The 12,103-nt window shown below is 41.8% G+C and carries 12 protein-coding genes; all 12 read left to right on the top strand.

Going from position 1 to position 12,103, the window contains the following annotated elements; all coding sequences use genetic code 11:
- Nucleotides 1-11 precede the first annotated feature (11 nt).
- The 12 genes from P855_RS0112375 to P855_RS22095 all read left to right on the top strand — a co-directional run bounded on the left by P855_RS0112375 (nt 12) and on the right by P855_RS22095 (nt 12,103).
- Nucleotides 12-1,373: a GntP family permease gene (locus tag P855_RS0112375; protein WP_200865955.1), complete on the top strand. Its 1,362-nt coding sequence runs from the start codon at nt 12-14 to the stop codon at nt 1,371-1,373.
- 24 nt (nt 1,374-1,397) lie between these two features.
- A complete protein-coding gene (locus P855_RS0112370) occupies nt 1,398-2,858 on the top strand; it encodes a CoA-acylating methylmalonate-semialdehyde dehydrogenase (protein ID WP_028783868.1) in 1,461 nt (486 codons plus the stop codon).
- A 150-nt stretch (nt 2,859-3,008) separates the two neighbouring features.
- Complete coding sequence (locus tag P855_RS21850) at nt 3,009-3,170, top strand: hypothetical protein (RefSeq protein ID WP_235062644.1); 162 nt, start codon at nt 3,009-3,011, stop codon at nt 3,168-3,170.
- 84 nt (nt 3,171-3,254) lie between these two features.
- On the top strand, nt 3,255-4,403 hold the full coding sequence (locus P855_RS22715) for a flagellin (RefSeq protein WP_028783867.1): 1,149 nt from the start codon (nt 3,255-3,257) through the stop codon (nt 4,401-4,403).
- A gap of 228 nt (nt 4,404-4,631) precedes the next feature.
- Nucleotides 4,632-4,853 (top strand): flagellin, encoded by a 222-nt coding sequence (locus tag P855_RS22760; RefSeq protein WP_419177268.1) that lies wholly within the window; start codon nt 4,632-4,634, stop codon nt 4,851-4,853.
- Nucleotides 4,854-5,303: 450 nt separating this feature from the next.
- Nucleotides 5,304-5,981, top strand: coding sequence for a Crp/Fnr family transcriptional regulator (locus P855_RS0112350; protein WP_028783865.1), 678 nt, complete (start codon nt 5,304-5,306; stop codon nt 5,979-5,981).
- A gap of 110 nt (nt 5,982-6,091) precedes the next feature.
- Nucleotides 6,092-7,066 (top strand): tripartite tricarboxylate transporter substrate binding protein, encoded by a 975-nt coding sequence (locus P855_RS20900; protein ID WP_051353199.1) that lies wholly within the window; start codon nt 6,092-6,094, stop codon nt 7,064-7,066.
- Nucleotides 7,067-7,149: 83 nt separating this feature from the next.
- Nucleotides 7,150-8,367, top strand: coding sequence for a CaiB/BaiF CoA transferase family protein (locus P855_RS0112340; protein WP_028783864.1), 1,218 nt, complete (start codon nt 7,150-7,152; stop codon nt 8,365-8,367).
- Nucleotides 8,345-9,145, top strand: a complete 801-nt coding sequence (locus tag P855_RS0112335; RefSeq protein WP_028783863.1) for an enoyl-CoA hydratase/isomerase family protein — start codon at nt 8,345-8,347, stop codon at nt 9,143-9,145. The genes P855_RS0112340 and P855_RS0112335 overlap by 23 nt, the downstream gene beginning before the upstream one ends.
- A 149-nt stretch (nt 9,146-9,294) precedes the next feature.
- On the top strand, nt 9,295-10,557 hold the full coding sequence (gene larA, locus P855_RS0112330) for a nickel-dependent lactate racemase (RefSeq protein ID WP_028783862.1): 1,263 nt from the start codon (nt 9,295-9,297) through the stop codon (nt 10,555-10,557).
- Between the two features lie 92 nt (nt 10,558-10,649).
- Entirely contained in the window at nt 10,650-11,465 is an 816-nt protein-coding gene (larE, locus tag P855_RS0112325; RefSeq protein ID WP_028783861.1) for an ATP-dependent sacrificial sulfur transferase LarE, read from the top strand.
- Between the two features lie 2 nt (nt 11,466-11,467).
- Nucleotides 11,468-12,103, top strand: a complete 636-nt coding sequence (locus P855_RS22095) for a hypothetical protein (protein ID WP_028783860.1) — start codon at nt 11,468-11,470, stop codon at nt 12,101-12,103.

Raw genomic sequence — 12,103 nt, 5'->3', positions numbered from 1 at the left:
GAGAGAGAGAAATGGACATCATTGGGGTACTTGGGTTAATTGCGTCGCTTGCTTTATTGATCTATCTCACGATGAAAGGGATCAATATTATAATTGCTGCTCTGTTAAGTTCTGTCTTAATTGCGATTACCGGGGGACTTAATTTAGAAACCGCTCTTAAAGAAGATTATATGAACGGCTTTACCAGTTACTTTGCTTCCTGGTTCCTGGTATTTCTATTAGGAGCCATTTTTGGGAAAATCATGCAGGAAACAAAATCTGCAGAGAGTATTGCCCACTGGATCAAAAATACCTTTGGCAAAAAGCGGGCAGTGTTTGCTGTCGTAGCAGCAGCAGCGATTATGACCTATGGCGGGGTCAGCTTATTTGTGGTAGGTTTTGCAGTCTATCCTATCGCTGTATCGTTATTTCGGGCAGCAAATTTACCACACCGTTTCATCCCGGCTGCGCTAGTATTTGGTTCGATTTCTTTTACGATGACGGCACCTGGCTCTCCGGAGATTCAAAATATCATTCCGACTGAATTCTTCGGAACTACACCTACAGCAGGTGGATTCATTGGTGTGTTAACTGCGCTGCTTATCATGATAGCTGGTGGTTTATGGCTTGGCAGAATGGTAAGACAGGCTTCAGCAAATGGGGAAACATTTATGCACCCAGCAGAGACGACTGCAGCGATTAATGAATCGGCTTCGGCTGTGGAGGCTGGAGAGTTAGAAAGTTTTCATTCAAAGAAACCAGAAACAGTAAAGGATTTACCAAATATTATCGTTTCTGTCTTGCCGTTGGTAATAGTTATTGTGTTATTGAATATTTTAGGTCAATTTATGAATCCTACTACAGCTTTGTTAATTGCATTGACTGCAGGGATTTTCCTGGCCTGTGTTACGATGTATCGTTTTCTTACCGAGTTTTGGGGATCGCTGGCAATCGGAACGCAAAACGCACTCGTCGCACTTGCGAATACTTGCGCTGTTGTAGGCTTTGGCAGTGTTGCTGCCCAGGTTTCTGCTTTTGATAGTTTAGTAGACAATCTCGTAAATATGCCTGGACCTCCGTTATTAGGGCTGGCAATTGGAGTTACTGTGGTCTGTGGTATTACCGGATCAGCTTCTGGCGGGCTGGGGATCGCTTTGCCTATTCTTGCTCCTATTTATATGAGTCAGGGTTTAGATCCCGGTGCTATGCATCGTATTTCTGCCCTTGCATCTGGCGGAATCGATTCGTTGCCCCATAATGGGTACGTTGTTACCACTGTCCGTGCTATTTGTGGAGAGTCCCATAAAAGAGCCTATAAACCTATCTTTATGTTGAGTGTAGTTGTACCACTGATTGCCATGTTCTTGGCTGTATTCTTGTATTCTATATTTTAAATTTTATCAAGGAGGAATTTTATTATGACACAAACACAAGTAAAGACACTTCGAAATTATGTTGGCGGGGAATGGGTAGATGCTCAAACTGATCTGACTGAACCAGTATACAATCCAGCAACAGGAGAAGTGATCGCCCACGTACCTATTTCTTCCGTCAAAGACGTAGAAGATGCGGTGAAAGTGGCTAATGAAGCGTTTCAGGAATGGAAGGAAGTCCCTGTTCCTAAACGCGCCCGCATTCTATTTAAGTATCAACAACTGCTTGTCGATCACTGGGATGAGCTGGCTGAGATCGTAACCGTCGAAAACGGAAAAAGTTTTAAAGAAGCGTACGGGGAAGTGCAGCGTGGAATTGAAAACGTTGAGTTTGCTGCTGGTGCACCTTCTTTAATGATGGGTGAACAGCTTCCTTCCATCGCGCAAGGGCTTGAATCAGGTGTTTATCGCTATCCAATTGGTGTGGTTGGAGGAATCACACCATTTAATTTCCCGATGATGGTACCTGCCTGGATGTTCCCGATGGCGATCGTTACAGGCAATACGTTCGTGTTGAAGCCTTCAGAACGTACTCCACTGCTTGCGAATCGTCTGGCAGAACTGTTGGAGGAAGCAGGACTGCCGAAAGGGGTTTTCAATATCGTGCATGGTGCTCATGATGTCGTGAACGGATTGCTGGATCATAAAGATGTAGCAGCTATTTCATTTGTCGGCTCACAGCCTGTTGCGGAATATGTGTACAAGCGCGGAACCGAACACCTTAAACGTGTACAGGCGCTTGCAGGAGCGAAAAACCACTCGATTGTTTTGAAAGACGCGAACATCGACAATGCAACTACCCAGATTTTAAACGCAGCTTTTGGTTCAGCAGGTGAACGCTGTATGGCAGCATCTGTAGTAGCTGTGGAAGATTCCGTTGCTGATGAATTCATCGAGCTGCTTACCGACAAAGCTAACGAAATTACCATCGGAAACGGGTTGGATGAAGGAGTGTTCCTGGGACCAGTCATCCGGGAAAATCATAAAGAACGCACCTTGAATTATATTGAAACCGGCGAGAAAGAAGGAGCGAAGCTGGTTCGCGATGGACGTAACGACGAAGACGCCAAAAGAGAAGGCTATTTCGTTGGACCGACCATTTTTGACGGGGTAACGACTGAAATGAAAATATGGCAGGATGAAATCTTCGCTCCTGTATTGTCGATTGCACGAGTGAAAGACCTAAGTGAAGCGGTAGTACTGACCAATCAATCACGCTTCGCCAACGGCGCCTGCATTTTCACAAGAGATGGCGGAAGTGTTCGCCAATTCCGCGAAACGATCGATGCAGGTATGCTAGGTGTCAACATCGGGGTACCGGCTCCAATGGCGTTCTTCCCATTCTCCGGCTGGAAAGATTCTTTCTACGGAGATTTGCATGCGAATGGAAAAGATGGGCTGGAGTTCTATACACGTAAAAAAGTACTGACGCAGCGCTGGGTTTAAAGCGAATATAGATGGAAAGCTGATCCCTCACAACTTGTGGGGGATTTTTATGTTCTCGCGAGGGGCTTTAAAAATGTTTATAAGACTATTAAACAATCTAGTAAGTTAGTCCGATATAAAGTTTGTAATCATCAGGGAGGATGATAAGCCATGGCGCAAACATTAGGAAGAAAACCAGGCGAAAAGCTTTATATCGTCGACGAAGACGGTAAAGAAATCGAAATTGAAGTAGTACAGACGCAAAACTGGATAATTACCTGCGTCTGCGGGTCAACGCGCCAAAGGAGTACAAAATTATCCGGGGAGAACTAAGGTAGTGACTCTAAAATAGAGTTATTATATAGCGAGACAAATGGACGTGTCTCGTAATTTTAAATCACATGGAGGTAATAAGAAATGAGAATTAATCACAACATTGCAGCACTTAATACGTATCGTCAATTAGGAGCTGCCAATAATGCGCAAAGTAATTCAATGGAAAAGTTGTCTTCCGGTCTTCGTATTAACCGTGCTGGAGATGATGCAGCAGGATTAGCAATCTCTGAAAAAATGCGTGGGCAGATTCGTGGTTTGGATATGGCGCAAAAGAACGCTCAAGACGGTATTTCCATGATTCAAACAGCAGAAGGGGCATTGAATGAAACTCACGATATCTTACAACGTATGCGTGAGCTAGCTACTCAATCAGCAAACGATACAAACACAGCTACTGATCGTGCAGAACTTCAAAAAGAGGTTGACCAACTTTCAGAAGAACTTTCAAGAATTGGTAATAACACTGAGTTTAATACACAAAATTTGTTAGATGGTAGTTTTGATGGCAAATTTCATATTGGTGCTAATGAAGGTCAAAATATCTTTTTAGATATTAACGATATGCGGGGTAATGCTTTAGGAGTAGCAGGGAATACGACATTTACTGAAACAGCTACACCCTCAGGCACTACTGATTTTGTAAATGGAACATATACCATTAGTGGAACAGATTTAAAAAACGCTGATGGTGCGGTAGTTGCTACTACAGATGATGGTGGTACGACTTGGACTTCTAGCACTAATAGTGAAACAATTACCTTCCAGAATGACGTTGATTCTGGTCAAATTGTTATTAAGGATGAAGAAGCTACAGGAACAGCTGAGTTTGATAACGGTGGACTTCAAGCAGGAGATTATACACTTAACTTTAGTTCAGGTGCTTCAACTATCACTGATGCTAATGGTAAAACAATTGCTACATCGTCAAATGATACCACTTTTACAAGTGTAGATGGTAATTCTACTACTTTATTAACATTAGATACTGCTGCAACAGCAGATATGGACTTATCTGTAGGTGGTATAGATATTTCCTCTCAATCATCTGCAGACTCAGCTATTACTAAAATCAATGATGCTATCGAAACTGTATCAGCTGAGCGTTCAAAACTTGGTGCATACCAAAATCGTCTAGATCACACAATTAATAATTTAGGTACATCTTCTGAAAACCTAACTGCTGCGGAATCTCGTATCCGTGACGTAGATTATGCTTTAGCTGCTGCATAAGCAGTGACAAGCACAGTCGTCCTGGCTGGTAACGGCTAGAGATTACAATCGGGTGAATTGCTGGAAACCCCTTAGAGCTTTTCTTACCACAACGTAGTTGGAAACGACAAGCGTGATGGTTTAAAAAAAGAAAAGATTGGGCAATCAGCAGCCAAGCTTCTGGCTCGAAAGAGTGGAGAAGGTTCAACGACTAGGATAAACCACCTTTTGAGGTGATGAAATCCATAGGTGAAACAATATAACATCAGTATTGTGAATCCGAAGTGCCCGACCCCTACTAGAATACTAGAGGGTGAAGATATAGTCTGGTCATTTATGAAAGTAAATGTTCGCACGATGGCGAAAGAAATGATGAACCAAACAAAACAATCAATCCTTGCTCAAGCTTCTCAAGCTATGCTTGCAAAAGCTAACCAACAGCCACAAGGAGTACTACAACTTCTTCGTTAATATTAATAAAGCAAAAAGGACCTCAGTTAGGGGGTCCTTTTTCTATGTAAATAAATCTATGGTCTGTTAGATTTTCTACGAGACTATTTAGTTTGGTGCCTGTTCTTCGGTACGTTAGTGTGTTGAAGATACAGTCTTTTTATATATGAGAGTACTATCAGCGCGACGGCGAAAAGAAATGTATAACTAAACCAAGAACTCTATTCTTGGGAAAAGCTGCCTAGGTAACGTTTACTCAAGCTAAGCAACAACCATGAGAAGGATTACAACTTTAGTTAATTATCTTTTATTTTTCAAGGTCATGGAATCACCAGAACATCTTTTAAATTTGTCTTTATTTCATCATAAAATTCACCTGAATATTAAAACAATTGCTAAAAAATGCTAAGATGATAATTATTAATATAAACCTGCTGGAGAATATTAACTACCTTAGAGGAGATGAGGATAGTGGAAGATATCGTATTGCCTAATTTCTGGATCAAGAACCCGCCGTATTATTGGGGAGAATTAAAGGACGCCCCTTCCTATGAATATAAAAAGAATCAAATCATTTTTCTCGAAGGAACAGAGATGGATACGATTTACCTGGTGAAAAAGGGGAAAGCGAAACTCTTCCTAACAGGACCGGATGGCAGTGAAAAGATTGTTGGGTATGTAGGTGAAAATAGCATACTAGGCACCTCCTCCTTATTCGAAGAGTCAAAGAAATATATTTTAAGTGCGGCGGCTGTCACTAATTCGACTCTCATTAAGTATGAAAGACAGGAATTCATTGATCAGGTAATGTCTAACCCTGATCTGATGATGCAAGTCTTCCACATCATGAGCATCAGAATCAGAAGTTTAACCGGGCAATCCTTGGATCTTTCGTTTAAACATTCGTACATAAGACTATGCAAAGCTTTGTTAGAACTCTGTGTTAAATATGGCAAACAAGCTGAAGGTGATACTACTTTCGTAGATTTTAAAGTGACACATAATGACTTAGCCGAATTAATAGGTACAACAAGAGTAACAATTGCCAACCACATTAAGACACTACGCGAGAAAAACCTGGTTGAAACTAAAGGAAGAAACTTCATTATTCGCATGAATGAATTGAAAGCGGAGATAAATAAAAAATAAATTCAGAAAATATAAAATATTTTACATTTTTTAAAATTATTTTCCCCTATAATAAAACCAATCTTAAGAAGTCGTTATTTGGTAATGACTTAAAAAACAGGGGGGATTTAATGTTCAGGAAATACCTTTACGTATTGGTGTTAGGAGTGATTTTGGTATTGGCAGCCTGCAGTAATACTACTGCACAGGAAGAGGAAGCTTATCCGAAAAAATCGATTGATTTGATTGTATCGTATGCTGCCGGTGGAGGGACAGATACAGGTGCAAGAATATTACAACCTTATTTGGAAGAAGAGCTGGGAGTGTCGGTCAATATCATCAATAAGCCAGGGGGCGCTGGCTGGGTCGGCTGGGCTGACTTGGCAAATGCTGAACCGGACGGCTACACGATCGGATACCTTAATTCTCCGAACATTATAACCGGTTATCTGGATCCGAAGTTTAATCGCAGTCAGAGTCTCGAAAGTTTCCAGCCTATCGCTAACCACGTGCTGGATCCGGGAGTAATTGCCATCAGACCGGATGATGTCCGTTTCAGCAACATAAAAGAGTTAGTAGAATATGCACAAAATAATAAGATAACTGCTACTACCTCCGGGGTTGGCAGTAATGATCACATGGCAATATTAAAGCTTAATAAGTTTTACGATACAAATATCACCCCTGTACATACGAAAGGGGCGGCAGAGGGATCTGCTCAGGTTTTAGGAGGTCATGTTGATGTATTTGTAGCAAAAGTTGGGGAGGCAGCAAATCTGCATAAAAGCGGAGAGTTAAAAGCTGTAGCTGTTATGACCGAAGAAAGATCCCCTTTCATTGAAGAAGTTCCTACGATGGAGGAGTCAGGTTATCCTGAAGTCACTTCGAGATCAGCTAGAGGAATCGGGGCACCGGCGGGGTTATCGCAAGAGAAGCTTGAGATTTTGAGTAAAGCCTTTAAGAAAGCGATCGAGAATGAGAAGCAAATAAAGGAGATGGAGGCCCAAGGTTTACAAGTTAAGCATTTGGGACCAGAGGAATATAAGAGCATGCTTGAGGAAGATGAAAGCTCCGTAAAGGATTTAAGTGGTTTATTAGGATATTAGTTGTAAACAAATACCTGGGCAGATCTGTCTGGGTATTTGTTTAGCATGGATTTGCAAAATGTTAATAAGCAGGGAGGAAATCAATGGTGAACGAAGGTGTATTTAAAGGGGTCAAAGTGCTGGAATTTACACACTGGCTTTCAGCCCCCTATTGCGGAAATATATTATCTGACCTTGGTGCAGAAATAATTAAAGTAGAATCTCCGGCTGGAGATCAAGTAAGGAAGTCCGGGTCTTATTTCAAAGACGGTGAAAGCTTCCTTTACGTAGCGTATAATCATGGGAAAAAAGGACTTTCAATCAATTTAAAGGAAGAGGAAGGTTATGAAGCCATTTTAAAACTGATCAAAGGTGCAGATGTCATTATAGAGAATTTCCGTCCTGGTACCATGGATAAGCTGGGATTGGGATATGAGAAAGTAAAAGCGATTAATCCAAGACTGATCTACCTCAGTATTTCCGCATTTGGATATGACCCTAAATACGTCAAGCGACCTGGCATGGACCCTATCATTCAAGGGATGGGGGCAGTGATGAGTATGACGGCAGAGGATGAAAATTCTCCTCCTATCCTTCCTGGTGTGCCGATAGCAGATAACACGACCGCCTTTATTGGATTTGGAGCGATTTCTGCAGCATTATACGAGCGGGAAAAAAGTAATATGGGACAGAAAATAAATATTAATCTGATCGATATGATGGTGTTGAATCTGTCTACCCGGTTTGGCCAGTATATCGCCACCGGCGAAAATCCAAAACCAATGGGAAATCAGCATTCTCAGGTAGTCCCTTACCAGGCTTTCCCGACGAAAGATGGCTGGATCATGGCCGGGGCGCAAGCCGACCATGCATGGGAGCCTTTTTGCCGGGCGATTGAGAGAGAAGACTTACTGATTGAGAAATATGATACGAATCACAAACGCGTCAACCATCGTTCTGAGTTAGCAGCTATTTTAGACGAAGTGTTCCAGAAGAAAACAACAGAAGAATGGTGTGAGAGATTCGAAGAAAGAAATGTTCTCCATGGGCCGGTTTGGGGGATCGATGAATTGGTGAACAGTGATTTGATCAAAGGGCATGATGTAATAGCCAATAGTAAACATACGAAACTTGGAGATGTCCCGGTCATTAAGACACCTATCCATTTCTCGAGATCGGAAGTGAAAGTTCAATCTTCTTCAAATCTATTAGGCGAACATACCAGGGAAATTTTAGAGGGTATTGGTTACAGCGACAACGAAATTGATAAATTAGTAGAGGATGGAGTGGTTTCTTCCTATGAGCGAACTGTTACTGGATAAAAGAGGATCGATTGCCTATATCATTCTGAACCGTCCTGATAAGTTAAATGCCTTCAGTAAAGAAATGTTAGACTTATGGATTGCGGCATTGACGGAGATCAAAGACGACCCTGATATTCTAGTCGGTGTGCTGACAGGGGCGGGGCGTGCTTTCTGTGCTGGCGGGGATGTAAAGTCTATGATCGCCGGGGAAGGATTTATCGGAAAAACGAATGAAGAGGACGATGATTTTATCAGCACCCCCCTTCATGTAAAAAACAGCCTTTGGAAGAACATCCAGCGAATTCCGCTTTTAATGGATGAAATTGATAAGCCTATGATTGCAATGATCAACGGCCACGCCATGGGAGCGGGACTGGATATGGCGCTTATGTGTGATATAAGGATCTGTTCGGAAAAGGCAAAACTTGGTGAAGCGTATATCCATGCAGGCATCGTTCCTGGAGATGGTGGCGGTTATTACCTCCCAAGAATCATTGGGATGGACAAAGCATTGGAAATGTTATGGAGTGGAGAAGTAAAGACGGCAAAGGAAGCTAAAGAGATGAACCTGGTGACCCATGTTGTCCCGCATGAGGAACTGGAAGCCTTTACCCTTGATTATGTCAAAAAGCTGATTGATGGACCACAAGAAGTCATCCAAATGATGAAAAGGGTAGTTAAAGAAGGGATGAGTATGTCCCTTCGTCAATCCCTGGACTATGTTTCTTCACAGATGGCCCTCAGTGTATTTCATGAGGATCACCAAAAAGCGATAGAAAAAATGAAAAGAAAATAATCGTTTGAATTTCGCAGCCTTATAGTTACTGGTAATAAGGCTGCTTAGTTTTTTACAAGTAACTAAATGATATTCAAATCTGGAAATCTTTCATGACGAAGAGCAGGAAACAGTATACAATGATAGAAAAAGATATCGGAGGTTTTCAGGTGCAAACAACATTACTGTATGGCAAAGAAGGACTGAAACTGGAATTACCAGAACAATCTTTTTTAGTAGAACCGAAAAACCTGCCCAAAGTTAAAGATGAAGACAAAGCGATCCGCCAGGCTCTGGCAAATCCGATTAACACCCCACCTTTAGAAAATATGGTGAAATCCAGTGATACGGTGGCGATTGTCATCAGTGATATCACCAGGCCAACCCCTAACCACCTGTTAGTTCCGGGATTGATAGAAGAACTGAACCATGTTCCCTTAGAGAATTTTGTTATCATCAATGGGACAGGAACGCACCGGGATCAAACAAGAGAAGAATTTGTCCATATGCTTGGCGAGTGGGTAGTTGAGAATATTCGTATCGTAAATAATCATTGTCATGATAAAGATACCCTGGTCAACCTTGGGAGAAGTAAATTCGGATGCGATGTATATTTAAATAAAGATTATGTGGAAGCAGATTTTCGAATTGTAACAGGCTTTATTGAACCTCATTTTTTTGCCGGATTCTCTGGTGGTCCGAAGGGAGTCATGCCTGGTATTGCCGGCATAGAAACAATCATGACTTTTCATAATGCCAGAATGATAGGGGACCCACGTTCGACATGGGGGAATATGGATGATAACCCAGTGCAGGAAATGACGCGGGAAATCAACCGAATGTGTAAACCACATTTTATGCTGAACGTGACACTGAACAGGGAAAAAGAAATTTCAGCTGTATTCGCTGGCGAGCTCTATGAAGCGCATGATAGAGGCTGCAGGTTTGCTAAAGAGCATGCTATGGTTCAGTGCGAAGAACGTTTTGATGTGGTCGTTGCTTCCAACTCCGGTTATCCTCTCGATCAAAACCTCTATCAGGCTGTCAAAGGGATGAGTGCCGCTCAAAAAATCGTAAAAAAAGGAGGTGCCATCATCATAGCTGCTGAATGTGCGGATGGACTTCCTGACCATGGAAACTACTCGAAAATTTTTGAAATGGCAAAAACTCCTCAGGCATTACTGGAAATGATCAATGATCCCGATTTTAAAATGTTTGACCAGTGGCAGGTGCAAAAGCAGGCAGTAACACAAGTCTGGGCTGACGTGTATGTTTATTCCAGGCTCGCAGATGAACAGGTGAAAAAGGCCATGCTGAAACCAACCCAGGATATTATTCAAACATTAAAAGACTTAAAAAATACTTATGGAGAAAATATGAGTGTTGCCGTCTTGCCATTAGGACCATTAACTATCCCTTTTGTTGATGAATGATGGAAAAACGATAGCAGAAATTGTCGGAATAGTGTTAATATAGAGTAAATAATCATTGGTTTTATAAAAAGAAATAGAGGAGGAGGGTTTCATTGTTAAATCATAAGTTAGAAAAGTTGGAAGAAATTCTTAATGAAATGCAAACGGTTGTGATTGCATTTTCTGGTGGCGTGGATAGTACCTTTTTGTTGAAAGTAGCTCTGGATACCCTCGGAAGAGAAAATGTACTCGCAGTGACAGCGGATAGTGAAACTTATCCCCTTGAAGAACTTCAGGAAGCAAAACAACTTGCAGCGCAGCTTAATGCCAGGCATGAAGTAATCGAAACTTCTGAACTGAATATACCAGGATATTCAGAGAATACGGCCAACCGCTGCTATTTCTGCAAGAAAAGCCTGTTTGAACACCTTATCCCGATTATGAAAGAACAGGGTTATAAAAACATTGCTTTTGGCTTGATTGCAGATGACCTTGGAGAGCATAGACCTGGCACTAAAGCAGCAAGGGAATATAATGTCCGGGGCCCTTTGCAGGAAGCTGATCTGTACAAAAATGAGATCCGGGAATTATCTCAGCAAATGGGGTTACGCACTTGGGATAAACCTTCCTTTGCTTGTCTCTCTTCCCGGATTACATATGGTGAAGAGATAACGATCGAGAAACTGAGGAGAATAGATAAATCCGAACAAGTAGTCAGGTCTAAAGGGATTCGTCAAGTTCGGGTTCGTACACATGGAGAAATCGCCAGAATCGAAGTTGAACCACAGGACATGCCTGTTTTACTTCAGCACCATAGTGAGATTACCGCTAAACTGCAAGAGTTTGGCTATACGTACGTTACGTTGGATTTGTCCGGCTATAAAAGTGGCAGCATGAACAAAACCCTAAAACAGGCAGTGAAGCAATAGCTATGGAAAGTCTATTCGCGATTCTTGGAGTTGGCTTTCTGCTTGGTATCAAACATGCTTTGGAGCCGGATCACGTTGTAGCTGTGTCGACTATCGTTGGAAAAAATAAATCTCCATGGCGCTCAGGGTTCTTAGGTGTGTTTTGGGGAATTGGACATACTCTCACTTTACTGTTCATCTTTTTAGTTTTACATTTCACCCAAACCAGTATTTCAGGAACCTGGGAAAAGACGTTTGAATTAGGCGTTGGTATCATGCTGGTTTATTTAGGGATTTCTACGTTTTTTCCAGCAAAAAACCATGCTCCAAAGGAAAGTGGAAACACATCAGGCAATTTGTTTCTCAAATCTATGTTTATTGGACAAGTCCATGGACTTGCAGGGAGTGCGGCGATGACTTTCCTGGTTGTTTCTATGGTTGATTCACTCCAGGATGCGCTTCTCTATATTGGCACATTCGGGACTGGAACGATTTTAGGGATGCTTTTATTCACATTTGCCCTTAGTATTCCATTTCTTTTCGCTGTAAATAAGAACCGACTCAGCTTTGTTCTTACAAAAGCGACTGCTATTTTAAGTATTGGTTATGGACTCTATTATATTTATATGGTGGGTTTCATAGATGGATTATTTACATAA

Origin of the sequence: Thalassobacillus devorans MSP14, assembly GCF_000496835.1 — a bacterium.
Lineage (GTDB): Bacteria > Bacillota > Bacilli > Bacillales > Halobacillaceae > Thalassobacillus > Thalassobacillus devorans_B.
The sequence above is the reverse complement of the archived record's forward strand: the minus strand, read 5'-3'. Positions and strand labels throughout refer to the sequence as shown.

Excerpts from the sequence above, each read along its gene's own strand:
- P855_RS20900 (WP_051353199.1), top strand. The coding sequence starts at position 6,092 with ATGTTCAGGAAATACCTTTACGTATTGGTGTTAGGAGTGATTTTGGTA.
- P855_RS0112340 (WP_028783864.1), top strand. The coding sequence starts at position 7,150 with ATGGTGAACGAAGGTGTATTTAAAGGGGTCAAAGTGCTGGAATTTACA.
- P855_RS0112335 (WP_028783863.1), top strand. The coding sequence starts at position 8,345 with ATGAGCGAACTGTTACTGGATAAAAGAGGATCGATTGCCTATATCATT.
- P855_RS22095 (WP_028783860.1), top strand. The coding sequence starts at position 11,468 with ATGGAAAGTCTATTCGCGATTCTTGGAGTTGGCTTTCTGCTTGGTATC.
- P855_RS0112370 (WP_028783868.1), top strand. The coding sequence starts at position 1,398 with ATGACACAAACACAAGTAAAGACACTTCGAAATTATGTTGGCGGGGAA.
- P855_RS22715 (WP_028783867.1), top strand. The coding sequence starts at position 3,255 with ATGAGAATTAATCACAACATTGCAGCACTTAATACGTATCGTCAATTA.
- P855_RS21850 (WP_235062644.1), top strand. The coding sequence starts at position 3,009 with ATGGCGCAAACATTAGGAAGAAAACCAGGCGAAAAGCTTTATATCGTC.
- P855_RS0112375 (WP_200865955.1), top strand. The coding sequence starts at position 12 with ATGGACATCATTGGGGTACTTGGGTTAATTGCGTCGCTTGCTTTATTG.